Below are 20,757 nucleotides of genomic sequence, written 5' to 3'. Positions count from 1 at the left end.
GAAAGGAAAAGTTCAGGTTTACTGCACTTTCTGAAAACGCTGGAGTCGGACTTAACACATACCTCACTCACCAATGCAGGAGAGCCCTAATGGCTAGCAATTCTTTACGTAAAGCCTCATTGCAAAGCATGGAAGCTGAGATCGAGAGCCTGCTTAAGTCCCTGGAAAGCCTTAAGGACGACGCTTCAGACGAGTCCAAAAAAACGCTCAAAGCGTTGAAAGGCAATGCCGAGAACGCGCTTAAGCATTCGCGCCACCTGCTCAGCGATGCTTATGAAGAAGTGAAGGCCAAAACGCGCGAAACCGGGATTGCCACTCGCGAATACGCCCAAGAACATCCGTATGCCACCGCGGGTGTTGCGATTGGTGCGTTGGGTCTGCTGGCCGCTTTTCTGCTGTGCAAGCGCGGTCACTGATCGGCGTCGCGCGCAAGCTCAGCCTTGAGCCATTGCGCCAGTTGCCGGGCGCGCCCATCTGCGGCGCGCTTGGGCAACCATAACGCTAGCTGCGCCGAGGTTTCCTTGAAGCCCCACGGTGCAGCCAGGCGTCCTGCCCGAACGTCCTCGGCTACCAGCGGTTCAGGGGCAATCGCGACCCCCAGACCAGCCACGGCGGCTTCCAGCAAATAATACAAATGTTCAAACCCTTGCCCGTACTTCAAGTCTTTCGGCTCGAGTGCCTGTTGCCGTGCCCAGCTTGGCCACGCCTGAGGGCGTGAGGTGGTGTGCAAGAGCGATTCACCCAACAGGGCACTGGCGGGCGCTCCGGCCAGTTGCGCATAGCGGGCCGAGCGTGGGCTGAGCACCGGCCCGATACGTTCGCTGGCCAGCTCATACACCTGCATGTCAGCCGGCCATGGGGGCTCGGCAAAGACCAGCAAGGCATCCAGCCCCGGGCGGCGAGGGTCCAGATCGCCTTCACCGGCTGACAAGTGCAAGCGCAAATCCGGCAGGTCGGCATTCAGGCGTCCTAGCCGGGGGATAAACCAGCGTGCCAGCAAACTGCCCGAACAGCCGAGTACAAAGGGCGCGTCGATATGGCTTTGCGTGAGTTCAGTGCACACGTTACGCAGGCGGTCAAAGGCTTCGCTGCTGGCGTCGCGCAAGCGCATACCGGCCTCGGTGAGCTTCAGCCCACGGCCCTCCTTGATAAACAGGCTGATCCCAAGGTGCTCTTCGAGCACTTTGAGTTGCCGGCTGACGGCGCCGTGAGTGACGTTCAACTGCTCGGCGGCGAGGCTCACGCTGTTCAGGCGGGCAGTGGCCTCGAAGGCGCGCAAGGCATTCAGGGGGGGAAGGTCGCGGCTCATGGTATCTGTGAGTTTTCCTGACAGGTTGCAGCGATCTTATCGGTTTTCATCCTGCGCTGTCGCGGGTAAAGTCAGGCCCATCGACCTTCTTACCTTTCCAGCTGGAGCGTCACATGACTCAATCCACTTTGCGTACCGGCCCTGATGCCAATGGCCTGTTTGGCTCATTTGGCGGCCGCTACGTAGCCGAAACCCTGATGCCGCTGATCCTTGATCTGGACCGCGAGTATGAGCTGGCCAAGACCGATCCGGAATTCATCAAAGAGTTGGCGTACTTCCAGCGCGACTACGTGGGACGCCCGAGCCCGCTGTACTTCGCCGAACGCCTGACCGAGTTTTGTGGCGGCGCCAAGATTTACCTCAAGCGCGAAGAGCTGAACCACACCGGCGCGCACAAGATCAACAACTGCATCGGCCAGATCCTGCTGGCGCGACGCATGGGCAAAAAACGCATCATCGCCGAGACCGGCGCCGGCATGCACGGCGTGGCCACCGCCACCGTGGCAGCCCGCTTTGGCCTGCAGTGCGTGATCTACATGGGCACTACCGATATCGAGCGTCAGCAGGCCAACGTGTTTCGCATGAAGCTGTTGGGAGCCGAGGTGATTCCGGTCGTGGCCGGCACCGGGACCCTCAAGGATGCGATGAACGAAGCCCTGCGCGACTGGGTGACCAATGTCGACAGCACTTTCTACCTGATTGGCACAGTGGCAGGTCCGCACCCGTATCCCGCAATGGTGCGCGACTTCCAGGCCGTGATCGGCAAGGAAACCCGCGATCAGATGCAAGCCCAGGAAGGCCGCCTGCCGGACAGCCTGGTGGCCTGCATCGGTGGCGGCTCGAACGCGATGGGCCTGTTTCACCCGTTTCTGGACGACACCAGCGTCGAAATCATCGGTGTTGAAGCTGCAGGCTATGGCATTGAAACCGGCAAGCACGCCGCCAGTCTCAACGGTGGCGAGCCAGGCGTGTTGCACGGTAACCGTACCTTTCTGTTGCAGGATGACGATGGTCAGATCATCGACGCCCATTCGATTTCCGCCGGGCTCGACTACCCGGGTATCGGGCCGGAACATGCGTGGTTGCACGACATTGGCCGCGTTGAATACACCTCGGTAACCGATGCCGAAGCCCTGGAGGCATTCCATAAATGCTGCCGCCTTGAAGGCATCATTCCGGCACTGGAAAGCGCCCACGCCCTGGCCGAAGTGTTCAAGCGCGCCCCGACCCTGCCGTCGGATCACCTGATGGTGGTCAACCTGTCCGGTCGAGGCGACAAAGACATGCAAACCGTGATGCACCATATGGAACAGTCCCAGCAGGAGAAACACTCATGAGCCGCCTGCAAACACGTTTTGCCGAACTCAAGGAACAAAACCGTGCCGCCCTGGTGACGTTCGTCACGGCTGGTGATCCGACTTACGACACGTCGTTGGCCATCCTCAAGGGCTTGCCTGCTGCGGGAGCTGATGTGATCGAGCTGGGGATGCCCTTCACCGATCCGATGGCGGATGGCCCGGCGATTCAGCTGGCCAATATCCGTGCATTGGGTGCGAAGCAGAACCTGGCAAAAACCCTGCAAATGGTTCGCGAATTCCGTGAAGGCAACAACGATACGCCGCTGGTGCTGATGGGCTACTTCAACCCGATCCACCATTACGGCGTGCCGGCCTTTATTGCCGAGGCCAAGGCGGCAGGTGTCGATGGCCTGATCGTGGTCGACATGCCACCGGAGCACAACAGCGAGCTGTGTGATCCGGCGCAGGCGGCAGGCCTGGACTTCATTCGCCTGACGACTCCTACCACCGACGATGTGCGCCTGCCAAAAGTGCTGACGGGCAGCTCGGGCTTTGTGTACTACGTGTCGGTGGCGGGTGTAACCGGTGCAGGTTCAGCCACAACTGAGCAAGTGAGCACGGCCATTGAACGCCTGCGTCGGCACACCGATTTGCCGATCAGCGTGGGCTTCGGCATTCGTACTCCTGAGCAGGCAGCCGCGATTGCCCGCCTGGCGGATGGCGTGGTGGTGGGTTCGGCACTGATCGACAAGATCGAAAATGCCGCAACGCCTGAGCATGCGGTCGATGGCGTGTTGAGCCTGTGTGCGGCGCTGGCAGAGGGCGTGCGCAAGGCACGGCACTAAGGACACTGCAGGAGCAGCCGCGCGACGGCTCGCTCCTGCCCGTGTTACCGGGTTTCTATTTTTGTGTCCCGTCGTCGTGCAGCAAATTGGCCTGGGTCAGGTTGCAACCGGCGGGCACGCTGCGGGTCAGCCACACATTGCCGCCAATGGTCGATCCCTGGCCAATCGTGATTCGCCCCAGAATCGTGGCCCCGGCATAGATCACCACATCGTCTTCCACAATCGGATGACGCGGATGCCCCTTCTGCAACTGCCCCGATTCATCTGCCGGGAAGCGCTTGGCACCCAAGGTCACAGCCTGATAAATCCGCACACGTTCGCCGATGATCGCGGTTTCTCCGATGACCACGCCTGTCCCGTGGTCAATAAAGAAGCTTCGGCCGATCTGCGCGCCGGGGTGAATGTCGATACCGGTGGCCGAGTGGGCGATTTCTGCGCTGATCCGCGCGAGCAAGGGCAATCCGGCTCGGTACAGATGATGGGCGAGTCGATGGTGAATCACCGCCAGAATCCCCGGATAGCACAACAGCACTTCATCCACACTGCGGGCCGCCGGGTCGCCGTGGTACGCGGCCAGCACGTCGGTATCCAGAATGCTGCGCAGGCCCGGCAACGCCAGGGCAAAATCCTGGATCAACAAGGTTGCGGTGGCCGAGACGCTGTCATCGGGCTGGCCGGATTGCCGAGCGGCATAGCGCAATTCCAGCTTGGCTTGAGCCAGCAAGGCATTGAGGGCAACGTCCAGAGTGTGTCCGACGTAAAAGTCTTCACTCTCTTCGCGCAGATCAACCGGCCCCAAACGCATCGGAAACAAGGCGCCGCACAGGGCTTCAAGAATATCGGCCATGGCCGCTCTTGAGGGCAGCTCTCGCCCGCCGAGTTCGCCACTGACACGCCCGTTTTGTGTGCGCCACTGATTGCGCGCTGTCCGCAGCTGGCTGACGATGCTTTGCAGTTGCCAAGGATTGGAACGATCAATCACGATAATTCTCCGCACGCTGGCGGCTGATTTGATCAGCCGCGAATGGGCAATGATTTTACGGTATCAAAGCGTTTCGGATTGAATCATTTATTCGAGTGTCGACGCTGACGCCAGCGTCTCCAGCCGACCGCCAGGATAATCAGCAGCCCCAGCAGGCCCAGGATGATCAGGCTCAAGCTGTTGTAACTGAACAGGGGTTTTTCGATACGCACATACCCGGGTTCAGCAAATAACTCGCGCATGGCCACGTTGGCCTGCTTGAGGCTGATGCTCTGCAGTTGTCTGGCCGGATCGGCAAAACGCCCGTCGTCATATTCACCCAGTGAAGCCCAGTAATAATCAGCCAGCGCACTGTTGCCTTGCACTGCCCAGGCCTGTCGGGCAATGGCCGCCTGCTTGAGGCGGGCGAAGCGCTGGGGGTCGAGTCCATCCTTGAGCAATTGAGCTTTGAGGTTCGCCATGACCTCCTGCGCTTTGGGCACATCATCGCGGGCGAGATCAGCATTCAGGCTTAAAAAGCCGACACCGCCGAACACTTCGCGCTCCGCCCATGGCCCGTAAGACAGCCCATGTTTGAGCCTCAGCTCGCTGTACAAGGCCCATTCCAGATAATCCCTGAGCAGGTTCCAGGTTTGGTCGCCTTGCTTGTCCAGCACCGGTTCCGGTAATAGCCAGTGCAGCTTGGCCGTGTCGCCCACGGTGCCACGTACCAGCACGCGCTCGGCATCGGCCCTGGATTCGATGGCAGCCAAAGGCTTGTGCTCACTGGGCTCTACCGGGTCGAGCGCGCCATAGGTGCGTTCCAGGTAGGCCGGCAGCAGGCGGTCCAGATCCCCCACGACAATCAGTGTCATGTTGTTCGGGGCGTACCAGTTTTGCCGTACGGTTTCGAGTTGCTGGCGCGTCAGGTCATGCACTTCTGCCCGTTCCGCGCATTTAAGGCCCAGCTCAACGGCCAGTTGATTGCTGGCGCTATGTCCCAGGTCCTGACGGTCGAGCCAGCGTTGCAAATGCGAATAGTGGCCACCGTCTTCACGTTCGACCACCTCTTTGGCGTCATCGATGCGTTGTTCGGTCAGCTGGGTCTGGGTGAGCAGGCTCAGCAGAAGATCGAGGATTTTGCGCTGATTTTTAGCCGGCGCTTCAATCACGAACGTTGTGTCGGCATGGCTGGTGAAGGCATTCCATTCACCGCCCAGGGCTTGCATGCGCTCTTCAAGGCCCCCTTCGCCCGTGTCATCGATACCACTGAACAGCAGGTGCTCCAGCAGGTGAGGCAGCTGTTGATTGGCACAGCTGAAATCATCCAGCCCGACGCCGACCACCAGGCGAATGGCCACATGTCCACGATCGTTACCGGGCTTTAGGATCAGTTGCAGGCCATTGGGGAGCTGGTAGCCCTCCACGTTGGATCGATCGAGTGCGAAGCTCTGGGTGGCACCCAGCAGCAGGCAGAGGAATAGCAGGCAACGCATAAAAAATCCCTGAGTCCGTATTGGGTCAACCTGTGCAGGTTAGTCGGTACTGAGAGACTGACAACAGCCCGCTGAGCAACGTTCAAGGTGAATGATGGGTATCGACGGCGTCATCGAGTTGCAGGGCGCCGATTTCCGAGGTTTCCAGTACGACGTAGGCGCTGCTGCAAAAGAGCGAGTTAAGGCGCTTCATGTCGGCAATCAGCTCCAGGTGCAGTGAGCTGGTTTCGATGCTTTGTAGTACTTTACGTTGCAGGCGGCTGACGTGAGCGTGAGCCAGGCGCCGTTCCTGGGCGCGAAAACGGCGTTTTTCCCGCAGCAACTGACGGGCGCTCTGCGGGTCGGCACTGAGAAATACGGTCAGGCCCAGGCGCAGGTTATCGATCAGTTGGCTGTGCAAACCGGACAGCTCCTCAAGGCCATCTTCGGAAAATGAGCGCCGCATCGCGGTTTTTTGCTGCTGCACTTTGCGCAGCATGCGCTCGATCAGATCGCTGGCGAGCTTGAGGTTAATCGCCAGCTCAATGATTTCCGCCCAGCGCCGACTGTCCTGCTCGCTCAAGTCTTCGCGGGGCATTTGTGCCAGGTACAGCTTGACCGAGCTGTACAGCACTTCAACGTCATCGCTGAGGGTGCGCATCTCTTGGGTCATCGCAGTTTGTTTACCGTGCAACACGTCGCGCATGTTGACCAGCATGTTGTCGATCAGGTCGCCGATGCGCAGGGTTTCGCGCACCGCATTGGCCAGTGCCAGGCCAGGTGTTTGCAGTGCCGTCGGGTCCAGGTGGCGCGGTTTGATTGCCCCGTTGAGGTGTTCGCGTTCGGGCAGTAACCAGGCGCAGAGCCGCGCCATAATGCCCACCGTGGGCAAAAGCACAAAGCAGCGCAGGGTGTTGTAGAGCAGATGAAAGCCGATCACCAGCTCCTGTGCGCTGTAATTCAGGCTGTCCATCCAGGCCACGAGCGGGTCGAGAACGGGAATGACCAGCAGCAGGCCGATCAATTTGTACAGCAGGCTGCCCAGCGCCACTTGGCGTCCGGCGGCGTTTTGCATGCTGGTGCTGAGGAACGCCAGCACGCCGCTGCCAATGTTGGCGCCAATCACCAGCCCCACGGCCACCGGCAAACTGATCATTCCGGCACCGGCCAGCGTGGCGGTCAGGAGTACCGCCGCCAGGCTTGAATACGACACCATCGCGAACACGGCACCGATCAGGGCATCGAGCAGGAGGTCACCGGTCAATGAGGCGAATATCACCTTCACGCCTTGGGCATGAGTGATGGGCGCGGCGGCTTCGACAATCAATTGCAGCGCCAGAATGATCAGGCCCAGACCGATGCCGACCCGGCCAAGTTGCCCGGCGCGGGTCTGCTTGCGTGACAGAAAGAAGATCACCCCGAGAAAAATCAGCAGCGGTGACAGCCACGACAGGTCGAAGGTCAGTACCCGGGCCATCAAAGCGGTCCCGACATCGGCGCCGAGCATGGTGGCCAGCGCGGGCGTGAGCGTCATCAGGCCCTGGCCCACAAACGAAGTGACCAGCATGGCGGTGGCGTTACTGCTCTGAACCATGGCCGTGACCACGATGCCGGCGACAAATGCAAACATGCGCCGGGACACGTTTTGTCCAATCACATGGCGCAGGTTTGAACCGTACACCCGCAAGATGCCGGTTCGGACAATGTGCGTACCCCAGATCAACAGGGCTACGGCGGAAAGCAGGTTGAGCAGGGTCAGCATGCTGGCTCCCTGTGCGATGGATGCGCTGAGGTATCAGATAGCTGCAAGCCTTTTCTACGGGCCTTTCTTAAGCTGTAGACGGCATTCGAGCAGAGCGCCAGCATCGCACAGGTTGAAACATTTCTGAAATATTTGCCGTGTTCTCCAACCTGCAGAAGCGAGCGTGCTCGCGATCAAATCCCTGCGGTATCTCAGATAAACCGCGTTGACTGGACCGCGAGCACGCTCGCGCCTGCACAGCAGGGGTTACAGCGTGCTGAACAGCGGGAACGTGCCCAGCAACAAGGCCGCTACCAAGATGCACACACAGACCAGAACCGCCCATTTGAGGGTGAAGCGCTGGTGATCGCCAAACTCGATACCGGCCAGGGCCACAAGCAAATAGGTTGAAGGTACGAGCGGGCTGAGCAAATGCACCGGCTGGCCAACAATCGAGGCACGGGCCATTTCTACTGCGGTAATGCCATAGTGGCTGGCGGCTTCTGCCAGGACCGGCAATACGCCGTAGTAGAACGCATCGTTGGACATGAAGAAGGTGAAGGGCATGCTCACCAGCGCAGTAATCACCGCCAGGTAAGGTCCGAGCGCCGGCGGGATGACGCCCAGCAGGCTTTTCGACATGGCATCGACCATGCCGGTGCCCGACAGGATGCCGGTAAAGATACCCGCTGCGAAAATCAGCCCGACCACCGCCAATACGCTGCCGGCATGAGCCGCGACGCGGTCTTTCTGTTGTTGCAGGCAAGGGTAGTTGACGACCATTGCGATACTGAACGCGACCATGAACAGCACGGGCAGGGGCAGCAGCCCCGCGATCAGTGTCACCATCAGCGCCAGGGTCAGCAGGCCGTTGAACCAGATCAGTTTGGGGCGACGGGCATCAGGGAACTGCGACACGCTGATTTCGCTGTGATCGATTTCGTCACCGTGCAGGTGCAGTTCACCCAGGCGTGCGCGTTCACGTTTACCGTAGAACCAGGCAATGGCCAGAATGGCGACTACCCCGGCCAGCATGGCGGGAATCATGGGCACAAAGATATCGGAAGGGTCTACATGCAGCGCACTGGCAGCGCGCGCAGTCGGGCCACCCCACGGGGTCATGTTCATTACGCCACCGGCCAGAATGATCAGGCCGGCCATGATCCGCGGGCTCATGCCGATGCGGCTGTAGAGCGGCAGCATCGCGGCCACGCAAATCATGTACGTGGTTGCGCCGTCGCCGTCGAGTGACACCACCAGGGCGAGCACTGCGGTCCCGACCGAGACTTTGAGCGGATCACCTTTGACCAGCTTGAGGATCTTGCGCACCGCCGGGTCAAACAGGCCGGAGTCGATCATCAGTGCGAAGTAGAGGATGGCGAACATCAACATCACGCCGGTCGGAGCGAGTTTGCTGATGCCTTCGAGCATCATCGGGCCGATCTTCGGTGCAAAACCACCAAATACCGCGAACAGGATAGGGATCAGGATCAAGGCGATCAGCGCGGACAGGCGCTTGGTCATGATCAGGTACATGAACGTAATGACCATGGCAAAGCCAAGGAAAGTCAGCATAGGAACACTCCAGGCGCAACGAGGGCAGGCAAGGGCAAACCGTAGAGGTCAGCGCAGGACGGGAAGCTCGAAAGGGAGAGGCGCGGGGAGGGAATACGGGCGGGTATCGACAAACATCAGCATCACCATTTTTGTTGTTAGTTGGGCGTTGACCCTGTGTCAGGACACTGGCCAGGCCGACCGGTCTTTTGCCGGTGGTGACGGGATGCTAAAGATGAATTCTTTCAACCAGCTTTCGATGGCGAAAAAACTGCTCTGTGGGTCTTACGACGGCTTGGCGCCACTCGGCCGCTGCCACGGATGGATTCAGCGGTCGAGTAAAACGAGGCGGTGTTTCTGTCGGGCGCGCTGTCAGTCCAGCTTCAGGACTTTGGCCAGCACGATTTTCGGGCCTTTCATCTTTTTGATGATGATGCGCAAGCCTTCGACTTCCAGTTGCTCTTCTTCTTCCGGCACCCGCTTGAGGGTGTCGTAGATCAGGCCGGCGACCGTTTCGGCTTCGATATGGTCCAGGTCAACCCCCAGCAATCGCTCGATCTTGAACAGCGGCGTGTCGCCCCGCACCAGCAGTTTGCCTGGCTGATAGGACAGGATGCCGCGTTCGGTCTTGCGGTGTTCGTCCTGAATATCGCCCACCAGCACTTCGAGCACGTCCTCCATGGTCAGGTAGCCGACGACCTTGCCGTCTGCTTCTTCGACCAACGCAAAGTGAGCACCGCCCTTGCGGAACTGTTCGAGCAACTGCGACAGCGGCATGTGCCGCGATACGCGCTCCAGCGGGCGGGTCAGCTCATCGAGATTGAACGTCTCGGGCAAGTGGTCCAGATCTGCCAGCTCCAGCAGCAGGTCCTTGATGTGCAGCAGACCAACGAATGTGTTGGTTTCTGCATCGTAGACCGGGTAACGGCTGAACTTGTGACGGCGGAACAGCGCCAGGATCTCTTTGAGCGGAGCCTTGGAGTCGAGAGTGACGAGGTCTTCGCGGGAGTTGGCCCAGTCGACCACTTCCAGTTCGCCCATTTCCACGGCGGAGGCCAGTACACGCATGCCCTGATCGCTCGGGTCCTGACCGCGGCTGGAGTGCAGGATCAGTTTGAGTTCTTCACGGCTGTAGGCGTGATCGTGATGCGCACCGGGTTCACCTTGGCCCGCAATGCGCAAAATGGCGTTGGCGCTGGCGTTAAGCAGGTAAATCGCCGGGTACATGGCCCAGTAAAACAGGTAAAGCGGCACGGCTGTCCACAACGACAGGGCCTCGGGTTTGCGAATGGCCCACGACTTGGGTGCCAGTTCACCGACCACGATGTGCAGATACGAAATGATGAAGAACGCGGCAAAGAACGACACACCTTTGACCACTTCGGGGGAGTCGACGCCCAGGGCGCCCAGCAGCGGCTCCAGCAAGTGGGCAAACGCCGGCTCGCCGACCCAGCCCAGGCCCAGCGACGCCAGGGTGATACCCAGCTGGCATGCGGAAAGGTACGCGTCGAGCTGGTTGTGAACGGTGCGCAGGATCTGGCCGCGCCAGCCGTTCAGCTCTGCAATGGCTTCGACCCGGGTCGAGCGCAGTTTGACCATGGCAAATTCCGCCGCAACGAAAAAGCCGTTGAGCAAAACCAGGATCAGTGCAAAAAGAATCATGCCGAAGTCGGCGAAGAGTGTGGCGAGGGTAAAGCCAGGGGAAGGGTCCATGATGGAGTTTTAATGGTTCCGTTGTTTCAAGTGGGGAGGTTAGGGCCTGAAAGCTTGGCCTCGGCCGAGCAATGTAGCGGCTGAGGTGGCCTTTGCCTAGTGGTCAAAGGCCACATGGACTAGTCGACGATAGTCTGGAGGCTGGGTTTTGCAATCTGCGTCGCAGCGAAATGGCAGGTGAATGTGCTGCCATGCCCCGGCACGCTGCTGATCTCAAGGGTCGCCCGATGGCGTAACAGCACATGCTTGACGATGGCTAGCCCCAGTCCGGTCCCGCCAGTGCTGGCATTACGGCTGGAATCGACGCGGTAGAAACGCTCGGTCAGGCGCGGCAGGTGTTTGTTATCAATCCCGACGCCCGAATCCTGAACCCCCAGGTGTGCCCCCAGGGCGTCTGTCCACCAGCGAATACGGATGCTGCCACCGTCCGGGGTGTATTTGACGGCGTTGAACACCAGATTTGAAAAGGCGCTGCGCAACTCGGCTTCACTGCCTTTGAGGGCGATTCCGGCTTCGATATCCAGCGTAATGGTCTGGTTACGCTCGCCGGACAATGCTTGTGCGTCGTTCTTGATGGTGCGCAGCAGCGCATCTATCGCTACCGGCTGGTTATCCGAGGGATAGTCGGTGGCTTCAAGTTTGGCCAGCAACAGCAGGTCGTTGAGCAAGGTTTGCATGCGCTCGCCCTGTTGCTGCATTTGCGATAACGGCCGCTTCCAGCGCGGGTTGATGTCGTCAACGTTGTCGAGCAGGGTTTCCAGATAACCACAGATAACAGTCAACGGTGTGCGCAGCTCATGGGAGACGTTGGCGATAAAGTCTTTGCGCATTTGCTCAAGCTGATGAAGACGGGTGACGTCGCGCACCAGCATCAGGTGCTCGTTGTTGCCATAACGGGTGATATAGAGCTGGATACGCAAGTGATCATTGACCGGTGAGGGGATATCCAGCGGTTCGGCGTAGTTGCCCTGCTCGAAGTACTCCTTGAAGCGCGGGTGACGAACCAGGTTGCTGACCGGCTGGCCGCCATCCTGAGGAGTCTTGAGCCCGAGCAAGGTTTCGGCAGCGCGGTTCCACCACTCCAGATTGCCTTCGCTGTCGAGCATCACCACCGCGTCCTTGAGCGCCGCGGTGGATTCTTGCACCCGGTCGATCACCGCTTGCAGGCGTCCACGCACCCGTTGATCGCGGCGTTGCAGATGGTAAATGCTGTCGAACACTTCGCCCCACATGCCATAACCGTCGGGTGGCGCTTCGTCCGGTTGGTGATGACGCAACCAGTCGTGCAGACGCAACAACTGTTTGAGCGTCCAGCCCAGATAGACCGCCAGGCCAAGTGCCAGGCTCCAGCCATAGTAGCCACTGATCAACCCGACCAGCAGGCAACCGGTGACCAGCAGCAGCAAATGACGAACAAGAGTGCCATGCCAGTTTTGATTCACGTCGCGCGGGTCCTTGCATGCCGTTGGATCAGAAAGAGGGGGTATCAGTTCTTGGTCGAGAACCGATAACCGGTGCCGCGCACGGTTTGTACCAGATTTTCGTAAGCCTCGCCGAGCGCCTTGCGTAGCCGACGGATATGCACGTCCACGGTGCGTTCCTCGACGTAGACGTTGCCCCCCCAGACTTGATCAAGCAATTGGCCGCGGGTGTAGGCGCGCTCCTGGTGGGTCATGAAAAACTGTAGCAGGCGATATTCGGTGGGGCCCATTTCGGCAGGCGTGCCGTCGATGGTCACACGATGGCTGATGGGATCAAGCAGCAAGCCGCCAATTTCGATCGGGGCCTCGGCGTCAGCCGGGCCGGCCCGGCGCAGCACCGCTTTGAGGCGGGCCACCAGTTCACGCGGGGAAAACGGTTTGGTGATGTAGTCATCAGCGCCGACTTCCAGGCCCTGGATCTTGTTGTCCTCTTCACCCTTGGCCGTCAGCATGATGATCGGGATGTCGTTGGTCAGCTCTTCACGCTTGAGGCGGCGGGCCAGCTCGATACCCGAAGTGCCGCCGGGCAGCATCCAGTCCAGCAGGACCAGATCAGGTTTACGGTCAACGATGATGGCGTGAGCGTCCTGAGCATTGTCGGCTTCGAGGCAGTCATAGCCTGCCATTTCCAAGGCCACCGCGATCATTTCGCGGATCGGTGCCTCGTCATCTACGATCAGAATGCTCCTGCCTGCCATGCCGTACTCCTAGTGTCATTTAACTGTCTTGTGGCGCATTAGATAACGGAATTATTGCAGTCGTGTGACAGTCCTGGGGGGTAAACGCGTGCGCTAGGTTAATGGACTACGCTTTGGGTTCAAATCGTACAACCACAAAGAGGACGATTCCGATGATTTCCAGCACTTTTTCTTTGAAGACCCTCCTGCTCGCGACGGTCATGGCCTTGCCCGGGATGGCGCTTGCAGCGGATCCGGCCATGACCAAGGACGGCATGCTGGTGGATCACAATGGAATGACGCTGTACACCTTCGCCAAGGATGCAGGCGGCAAGTCGATGTGCAACGACAAGTGCGCCACCAACTGGCCGCCCCTGAAGGCCGACAGCACGGATGAAAGCATGGGCAAATGGACGGTAATCAGCCGCGACGATGATCAGATGCAATGGGCCTATGACGGCAAGCCGTTGTACACCTTTGTCATGGACAAGAAAGCAGGTGATGTAACAGGCGACGGCAAGATGGACGGTGCCTGGAAAGTAGCCAAGCCTTAACACCCCGCCTCCCGTGCTCGGCAACGGCTATTTTTTGGTTGCCCATAAAAAAACCTCGCCTCCTGATGCAGGAAGGCGAGGTTTTTTATGACGCTGTCTTAAACCGCGCCGGGCGATTTTGGACGGCGGATGTCAGGTTGTTTCCAGGACTCGGCAGTTGATTCATCGATGGCTTGCTGAATGGCCTTTTTGCGGTGTTCTTCAGCTCGACGGCTGAAGAACCACACCAGGAAGGTCACCAGTGACACCGCCAGCAGAATCAGGCTGGCCACGGCGTTGATCTCGGGTTTTACCCCTAGACGCACGGCCGAGAATACTTCCATCGGCAACGTCGTGGATCCCGGGCCGGAGACGAAGCTGGCCAGTACCAGGTCATCCAGCGACAGGGCAAAGGACATCATGGCGCCCGCCGCCAGTGAAGGCGCAATCATCGGGATAGTGATCAAAAAGAATACTTTCCAGGGTTTTGCACCCAGGTCCATTGCCGCCTCTTCGATCGACAGGTCCAGTTCGCGCAGTCGGGACGACACCACCACCGCCACATACGCGGCGCAGAACGTGGTGTGGGCGATCCAGATGGTGACGATCCCGCGTTCTTGCGGCCAGCCAATCATCTGCGCCATGGCCACGAACAGCAGCAGCAGCGACAGACCGGTGATCACCTCCGGCATGACCAGCGGTGCCGTCACCAGGCCGCCAAACAGCGTGCGGCCTTTGAAGTGACTGATGCGGGTCAGGACGAACGCGGCCAGTGTGCCCAACGCCACGGCTGCAATCGCGGTGTAAAACGCGATTTCCAGCGAGCGCATCACCGAACCCATCAGTTGGGTGTTGTCCAGCAGGCCCACGTACCACTTCAGCGACCAGCCGCCCCACACCGTCACCAGTTTGGAGGCGTTGAACGAGTAGATGACCAGAATCAGCATCGGCAGGTAGATGAAGGTCAGTCCGGCGACCAACATAAAGCTAGAAAAACGGAAGCGATTCATATCTTGCCCTCCAGTTCTTTAGCCTGGCTGCGGTTGAACAGAATGATAGGCACGATGAGGATCGCCAGCATGACCACGGCAAGTGCAGACGCCACCGGCCAGTCACGGTTGTTGAAGAACTCTTGCCACAAGACTTTACCAATCATGAGGGTTTCAGGGCCGCCCAGCAGTTCCGGAATCACGAACTCGCCCACGACCGGGATGAACACCAGCATGCAGCCGGCGATAATGCCGTTCTTGGACAAGGGGACGGTGATTTTCCAGAAACTGTTGAAAGTGCTGGAACCCAGGTCAGACGCTGCTTCCAGCAGGCTGTTGTCGTGTTTGACCAGGTTGGCATACAGCGGCAGGATCATGAACGGCAGGTACGAGTAGACGATACCGATGTACACCGCGATGTTGGTGTTGAGGATCTGCAACGGTTCGTTGATCCAGCCCATCGACATCAAGAAGCCGTTGAGCAGGCCGTTGTTGCTCAGGATGCCCATCCACGCATAAACGCGGATCAGGATCGCTGTCCAGGTCGGCATCATGATCAGCAGCACCAGCACGGTCTGCATCTCTTTGCGCGCATTGGCGATGGCGTAGGCCATCGGATAGCCGATCACCAGGCACAACAGCGTGCTGAAAAAAGCCATCTTCAGCGAGCCCAGATAGGCGGCGATGTACAACTCGTCGTCGCCCAGCATGGCGTAGTTGCCCAGGTTCAGCAGCAGCTGGATTTTCTGGTCAACGTAGCTGTAGATCTCGGTGTACGGCGGAATGGCGACGTCGGCTTCGGCAAAGCTGATCTTCAGCACAATGAAGAACGGCAGCATGAAGAACAGGAACAGCCACAGGAATGGAATCCCGATGACCACATGACGGCCACCGGGGGTTATTCGTTGCAATCGGCGTTTGAGCTTTCGCATGTTCATGAGCGCAGTACCACGCCGCTGTCGTCTTCCCACCACACGTAGACTTCGTCGTCCCAGGTCGGGCGAGCGCCACGGCGTTCGGCGTTGGCGACAAACGATTGCACCAGCTTGCCGCCGGGCAGCTCAACGTAGAACACCGAATGACCGCCCAGGTAGGCGATGTCATGCACCTTGCCACGCGACCAGTTGTATTCGCACGACGGTTTTTCAGTGGTGACCAGCATCTTCTCCGGACGAATCGCGTAGGTGATGTGCTTGTCTTCCACCGAGGTGCTGACGCCGTGGCCCACGTAAATGTCGTTCTCCAGCTCAGGGCAGTTGATGCGGGCATAACCCTCGGCATCGTCCACCACTTCACCGTCGAACAGGTTCACGTTGCCGATGAACTCGCACACCAGCCGGCTGACCGGGGTTTCATAGATGTCGATCGGGCTGCCGATCTGGGCAATCCAGCCCAGGTGCATGATGGCGATGCGCTGGGCCATGGTCATGGCCTCTTCCTGGTCGTGGGTCACCATGACGCAGGTCACGCCGACGCGCTCGATGATCTCAACCAGCTCGAGTTGCATCTGTGAGCGCAGTTTTTTATCCAGTGCCCCCATCGGCTCATCCAGCAACAGCAGCTTGGGACGCTTGGCCAGCGAACGGGCCAGGGCCACACGCTGGCGCTGGCCACCGGACAGCTGATGAGGTTTGCGCTTGGCGTACTGGCTCATGTGTACCAGCTTGAGCATCTCTCCTACGCGGGCGTCGATCTCGGCGCTGGACATGTTGTCCTGCTTGAGGCCGAAGGCGATGTTCTGCGCCACCGTCATGTGCGGGAACAGAGCGTAGGACTGGAACATCATGTTGATGGGCCGCTCATAGGGCGGCATGTCGGTGATATCGACACCATCGAGGAAAATACGGCCTTCTGTTGGGCGCTCGAAACCGGCGAGCATACGCAGCAAGGTGGATTTGCCTGATCCTGATCCGCCGAGAAGGGCGAAAATTTCGCCTTTGTTGATTTCCAGGGACACATCGTCCACCGCAATCGTCTCGTCGAACTTTTTCGTGACCCGGTCGATTTTGACCAACACCTGCTTAGGTGTGTGGTCGCCCTCGAGGGCTTTCTTATAGGCGCCGGAGGCAACAGCCATTTACGAAACTCCCAACAAATTTAGCAGCCTGACCTAGATGATCAGGCCTTGGATAGGTGGTCTTGCGAGCTATTTACCCGTCTTGACCTTGGTCCATGTGCGCGTCATGAGGCGCTGGATTTTGGGTGGTAGCTCGGTTGAAACGTAAGTCTTGTCCAGTACTGCCTGGGTTGGATAAACCGCTTCATCGCTGCGAATGGACTCATCCATCACCTTGTCGGCCGCTGGATTGGGATTGGCATAGCCGACATAGTCGCTGACCTGAGCGATCACTTCAGGCTTGAGCAGGTAGTTGATGAATGTGTGGGCTTCCTTGACGTTGCTGGAATCCTTGGGGATGGCCAGCATGTCAAACCACAGGGCGCCGCCCTCTTTGGGCACGATGTAGGCAATGTTCACGCCCTTTTTGGCCTCGTCGGCTCGCGCCTTGGCCTGGAACACATCCCCGGAGAAACCAATGGCGACACAGATGTTGCCGTTCGCCAGATCGGAGATGTATTTGGAAGAGTGGAAGTAGGTGACGTAAGGTCGAACCGACATCAGTGTTGCTTCAGCTTTTTTATAATCCTTGGGGTTGGTGCTGTTGGCATCCAGGCCCAGGTAATTGAGCACCGTCGGCATCATCTCATCGGCCGAATCCAGGAAGGCCACGCCACAGCTTTGCAGCTTCTTCATGTTTTCGGGCTTGAACACGGCGTCCCAGGAATCGATGCTGTCGACACCCAGCACTTCCTTGACCTTGTCGACGTTGTAACCGATGCCGTTGGTGCCCCACAGATAAGGCACGGCATACAGGTTGCCCGGATCGTTTTGCTCAAGGCGCTTGAGCAAGGCCGGATCAAGGTTGGAATAATTGGGCAGCTGCGACTTGTCGAGCTTCTGGAATGCCCCTGCCTTGATCTGTTTGCCCAGGAAGTGGTTAGACGGAACGACCACGTCATAACCGGTGCGTCCAGCCAGCAGTTTGCCTTCCAGGGTTTCGTTGGAATCGAATACGTCATACACCGGTTTAATGCCGGTGCTCTTCTCGAAATCGGCCAGCGTGGTCGGTGCTATGTAATCCGACCAGTTATATATATGCACGGCGGGTGCCGCTTGAACGCTGACAGCAATCGTCAAACCCGCTCCGACCAGCAGGGTCTTGCGAAACAAAGATATAGACACGTGGTGGTCCTCTAAATAGTTGGGCCTGAGTTGCCCGCGTCACACAGCAGCAAAGCCGCCAAAGACAAAACCGGCGCGCAACTTACCCTCGATAAACCGACACAGCAAAGTTTTCTGCGATTTGTTGCTGTAAAGCACTGATTTAAAGCGTATTTAGATCCGGTCTGCAGGCCCGGGCTTGCTCGCGGTAGCCGCACCGCGAACACACTCGGCTCCTGCAGGTCTCACCGGGTCCGGTTATCGACCGGATTTGATCTTGGTCCAGCTGCGAGTCAGCAGGCGCAGCGTTGCAGGAGGCAAATCACTGATCGCATAGAGCTTGGCTTTTACGGCGTCTGGCGGGTAGATGCCCGGATCGCCAGAGATATCCTTGCTTACCAGCGGCGTTGAGGCTTTGTTGCCATTCGGGAAGCGAACGTTGTTGGTGATCTCAGCCATGATTTCAGGCTGCATCAGGAAGTTCATCCAGGCGTAAGCAGCCTCGACGTTCTCGGCATCCTTGGGGATGGCGACCATGTCATAGAAGCTGCCAGCGCCTTCTTTAGGAATGCTGTAAGCCACTTTGATCTTGCCACCGGCTTCGGCTGCACGGGTCTTGGACTGCTCCAGGTCGCCCGAATAGCCTACAGCGACACAAATGTTGCCGTTGGCCAGGTCCGAGATGTACTTGGAGGAGTGGAAGTAACCTACCGAAGGGCGAATCTTGAGGAACAGGGCTTCGGCTTCAGCCAGTTGCTTCTTGTCGGTCGAGTCGGTCGGGTAGCCCAGGTAGTGCAGGGCAGCCGGAATCATTTCGGTCGGCGAATCGAGGAAGCTTATGCCACAGCTTTTGAGCTTGGCCGCATTCTCGGGCTTGAACAGCACATCCCAGGAGTCGATGGTATCGACGCCCAGAGCAGCCTTGACCTTTTCCGGGTTGTAGCCGATACCGATGGTGCCCCACATGTACGGGAATGCATGTTTGTTGTCTTTGTCGCTGGCATCGCCCACGGCCTTGAGCAGCGCCGGGTCAAGGTTTTTCCAGCCAGGCAGCTTGGACTTGTCCAGCTCCTGGTAAACGCCGGCCTTGATTTGCTTGGCCAGGAAATTGTTGGACGGCACGACGATGTCGTAGCCGGATTTGCCCGCCAGCAACTTGGCCTCAAGGGTTTCGTTACTGTCGAACACGTCGTAAACCACTTTGATACCGGTCTGGTCTTCAAATTTCTTTACGGTGTCGGGGGCGATGTAGTCGGACCAGTTGTAGATATGCAGAACTTTGTCCGCTGCCTGAGCCGCCCCAGCCATTACGCCCATCAAGGAGAGGGCGAGAAGGGTCTTGCCAGCTTTTTTAAAACCTGATGCCTTCATCTTTAATGCTCCAATTATTCTTTTTTAACCACCGATTCAGCGACCTGAGCCCAGGGCAACCAAAGCCGGTGGCTAGTCTGGCAAGATCGTGGGCAGGCTTTCAAGGGAAGGCCCTTGTTTCTTAAGGTTCAGAGCGAAAGTACCTACTTTAAAATCGTAGTTGTCTTGCGCTCTGAGCCTAGCAGTCAACTTTGCAATGCACTCAAGGTCAGATCCAGGCACTTACGCGCCTTGGTGACCAGCTCATCGATCTCGTCTTTGCTGATCACCAGCGGTGGCGCGATGATCATGGTGTCGCCCACGGCGCGCATGATCAGGCCGTTATCGAAGCAGAACTGCCGGCATATCATGCCCGCCCCTTTGCCTTGATAACGTTTGCGGGTGGCTTTGTCCTGAACCAGTTCAATGGCTCCCAACAGACCCACGCCACGCACTTCGCCAACCAACGGATGATCGTTCAGCTCACGCAAACGCTTTTGCAAATACGGTGCCGTATCGGCGTGAGCCTTCTCGATGATTTTTTCTTCGCGCAAGATCCGGATGTTTTCCAGCGCCACGGCAGCAGCGACCGGGTGACCGGAGTAGGTGAAACCGTGGTTGAAATCGCCCCCTTCGTTGAGCACGGCGACCACTTCGTCGCGCACGATCAGGCCACCCATGGGGATGTAACCTGAAGTCAGGCCCTTGGCGATGGTCATCATGTCGGGCTTGAGGTCGTAGAAATCGCTACCGAACCACTCGCCGGTACGGCCAAAGCCGCAGATCACTTCGTCGGCGACGAACAGAATGTCGTACTTGGCCAGGATTTCCTTGATGCGCGGCCAGTAGCTTTCGGGCGGCACAATGACGCCGCCGGCACCCTGAATCGGCTCGGCAATAAAGGCGCCGACATTGTCCACGCCCAGTTCGAGAATTTTTTCTTCCAGCTGATTGGCCGCCCAGATGCCGAACTCTTCCGGGGACATGTCGCCCCCTTCACCGAACCAATAAGGCTGCGGGATGTGGGTAATGCCCGGGATCGGCAAATCGCCTTGTTCGTGCATGTAGGTCATGCCGCCCAGGCTGGCGCCCGCAACGGTCGAACCGTGGTAGCCGTTTTTGCGGCTGATGATGACCTTCTTGTCGGGCTGGCCCTTGATCGCCCAGTAATGGCGAACCATGCGCAGCATGGTGTCGTTGCCTTCAGAGCCGGAACCGGTGAAGAACACATGGTTCATGCCTTCAGGCGCGATATCGGCGATGGCTTTCGAAAGTTCGAGCACGGGAGGGTGGGCGGTCATGAAAAACAGGTTGTAGTACGGCAGTTCACGCATTTGCTTGCTGGCGGCGTCCGCCAGCTCGTCACGTCCGTAGCCAATGGCAACACACCACAGGCCGGCCATGCCGTCGAGAATTTTGTGACCTTCGCTGTCCCACAGGTACACGCCTTTAGCGTGAGTGATGATGCGAGGGCCGACGGCTTTCAATTGCTTGAAGTCGCTGAAAGGCGCCAGGTGGTGATCGTTGCTCAGGTTTTGCCAGGCCAGGGTTTGCGGGTTCTTATTCGTCATGCAACTCTCCTTTATTCAGTGTGGGTGCTGCCCCTTCCTG

The 20,757-nt window shown here is 58.5% G+C and carries 18 protein-coding genes; 4 read left to right on the top strand and 14 right to left on the bottom strand.

All coding sequences use genetic code 11. From position 1 onward, the window contains the following. Positions 1 to 89: 89 nt before the first annotated feature. The gene (locus AWM69_RS01810) at positions 90 to 416 is read left to right on the top strand and encodes a YqjD family protein (RefSeq protein WP_048381219.1); all 327 of its coding nucleotides are present in this window, start codon (positions 90 to 92) and stop codon (positions 414 to 416) included. On the opposite strand, the gene AWM69_RS01805 is transcribed toward AWM69_RS01810, so the two are convergent. Further along, positions 410 to 1,309, bottom strand: a complete 900-nt coding sequence (locus tag AWM69_RS01805; RefSeq protein WP_131654337.1) for a LysR family transcriptional regulator — start codon at positions 1,307 to 1,309, stop codon at positions 410 to 412. The two genes, AWM69_RS01810 and AWM69_RS01805, sit on opposite strands and share 7 nt — an antisense overlap. 113 nt (positions 1,310 to 1,422) lie before the next feature. Here AWM69_RS01805 and trpB point away from each other — a divergent pair, with 113 nt between their 5' ends. Together trpB and trpA are read left to right on the top strand one after the other, a co-directional pair. Next, positions 1,423 to 2,646: a tryptophan synthase subunit beta gene (trpB, locus tag AWM69_RS01800; protein ID WP_218725640.1), complete on the top strand. Its 1,224-nt coding sequence runs from the start codon at positions 1,423 to 1,425 to the stop codon at positions 2,644 to 2,646. Beyond that, positions 2,643 to 3,452: a tryptophan synthase subunit alpha gene (gene trpA, locus AWM69_RS01795; protein WP_218725639.1), complete on the top strand. Its 810-nt coding sequence runs from the start codon at positions 2,643 to 2,645 to the stop codon at positions 3,450 to 3,452. Before trpB ends, trpA begins: the two co-directional genes overlap by 4 nt. A gap of 55 nt (positions 3,453 to 3,507) precedes the next feature. Here the strand turns inward: trpA and epsC are convergent, their stop codons facing one another. From epsC to phoB, 7 genes are all read right to left on the bottom strand, one after another. Continuing rightward, complete coding sequence (epsC, locus tag AWM69_RS01790) at positions 3,508 to 4,434, bottom strand: serine O-acetyltransferase EpsC (protein WP_218725638.1); 927 nt, start codon at positions 4,432 to 4,434, stop codon at positions 3,508 to 3,510. Between the two features lie 83 nt (positions 4,435 to 4,517). Continuing rightward, positions 4,518 to 5,909, bottom strand: a complete 1,392-nt coding sequence (locus AWM69_RS01785) for a pitrilysin family protein (RefSeq protein WP_218725637.1) — start codon at positions 5,907 to 5,909, stop codon at positions 4,518 to 4,520. Between the two features lie 82 nt (positions 5,910 to 5,991). Beyond that, on the bottom strand, positions 5,992 to 7,650 hold the full coding sequence (locus tag AWM69_RS01780; RefSeq protein ID WP_131654340.1) for a Na/Pi cotransporter family protein: 1,659 nt from the start codon (positions 7,648 to 7,650) through the stop codon (positions 5,992 to 5,994). A 246-nt stretch (positions 7,651 to 7,896) separates the two neighbouring features. After that, positions 7,897 to 9,204, bottom strand: a complete 1,308-nt coding sequence (locus AWM69_RS01775; protein WP_131654341.1) for a CitMHS family transporter — start codon at positions 9,202 to 9,204, stop codon at positions 7,897 to 7,899. 351 nt (positions 9,205 to 9,555) lie between these two features. After that, complete coding sequence (locus tag AWM69_RS01770; protein ID WP_131654342.1) at positions 9,556 to 10,896, bottom strand: hemolysin family protein; 1,341 nt, start codon at positions 10,894 to 10,896, stop codon at positions 9,556 to 9,558. Between the two features lie 119 nt (positions 10,897 to 11,015). Next, positions 11,016 to 12,338 (bottom strand): phosphate regulon sensor histidine kinase PhoR, encoded by a 1,323-nt coding sequence (phoR, locus tag AWM69_RS01765; RefSeq protein WP_218725636.1) that lies wholly within the window; start codon positions 12,336 to 12,338, stop codon positions 11,016 to 11,018. Positions 12,339 to 12,382: 44 nt separating this feature from the next. Continuing rightward, positions 12,383 to 13,075 (bottom strand): phosphate regulon transcriptional regulator PhoB, encoded by a 693-nt coding sequence (phoB, locus tag AWM69_RS01760; RefSeq protein WP_048381200.1) that lies wholly within the window; start codon positions 13,073 to 13,075, stop codon positions 12,383 to 12,385. Positions 13,076 to 13,227: 152 nt separating this feature from the next. On the opposite strand from phoB, the gene AWM69_RS01755 reads away from it, so the two are divergent. Next, entirely contained in the window at positions 13,228 to 13,608 is a 381-nt protein-coding gene (locus AWM69_RS01755; RefSeq protein ID WP_131654344.1) for a hypothetical protein, read from the top strand. A gap of 98 nt (positions 13,609 to 13,706) precedes the next feature. Here AWM69_RS01755 and AWM69_RS01750 read toward each other — a convergent pair whose 3' ends face one another. From AWM69_RS01750 to AWM69_RS01725, 6 genes are all read right to left on the bottom strand, one after another. Next, on the bottom strand, positions 13,707 to 14,597 hold the full coding sequence (locus AWM69_RS01750; RefSeq protein ID WP_131654345.1) for an ABC transporter permease subunit: 891 nt from the start codon (positions 14,595 to 14,597) through the stop codon (positions 13,707 to 13,709). Next, complete coding sequence (locus AWM69_RS01745) at positions 14,594 to 15,514, bottom strand: ABC transporter permease subunit (RefSeq protein ID WP_218725635.1); 921 nt, start codon at positions 15,512 to 15,514, stop codon at positions 14,594 to 14,596. Before AWM69_RS01745 ends, AWM69_RS01750 begins: the two co-directional genes overlap by 4 nt. Beyond that, positions 15,511 to 16,653 carry an ABC transporter ATP-binding protein gene (locus tag AWM69_RS01740; RefSeq protein WP_048381191.1) on the bottom strand — a complete coding sequence of 381 codons (1,143 nt, stop codon included), beginning with the start codon at positions 16,651 to 16,653 and terminating at the stop codon, positions 15,511 to 15,513. The genes AWM69_RS01745 and AWM69_RS01740 overlap by 4 nt, the downstream gene beginning before the upstream one ends. A 69-nt stretch (positions 16,654 to 16,722) precedes the next feature. Then, entirely contained in the window at positions 16,723 to 17,817 is a 1,095-nt protein-coding gene (locus tag AWM69_RS01735; RefSeq protein ID WP_218725634.1) for a polyamine ABC transporter substrate-binding protein, read from the bottom strand. A gap of 237 nt (positions 17,818 to 18,054) precedes the next feature. Next, the gene (locus tag AWM69_RS01730) at positions 18,055 to 19,167 is read right to left on the bottom strand and encodes a polyamine ABC transporter substrate-binding protein (protein ID WP_048381187.1); all 1,113 of its coding nucleotides are present in this window, start codon (positions 19,165 to 19,167) and stop codon (positions 18,055 to 18,057) included. A 185-nt stretch (positions 19,168 to 19,352) separates the two neighbouring features. Further along, the gene (locus tag AWM69_RS01725) at positions 19,353 to 20,717 is read right to left on the bottom strand and encodes an aspartate aminotransferase family protein (protein WP_048381185.1); all 1,365 of its coding nucleotides are present in this window, start codon (positions 20,715 to 20,717) and stop codon (positions 19,353 to 19,355) included. Positions 20,718 to 20,757: the final 40 nt, after the last annotated feature.

It is taken from the genome of Pseudomonas sp. D1HM, from assembly GCF_019266105.1.
Taxonomy (GTDB): domain Bacteria; phylum Pseudomonadota; class Gammaproteobacteria; order Pseudomonadales; family Pseudomonadaceae; genus Aquipseudomonas; species Aquipseudomonas taetrolens.
Note: the sequence above shows the minus strand (reverse complement) of the source record. Positions and strands in the feature narration are given on the sequence as shown.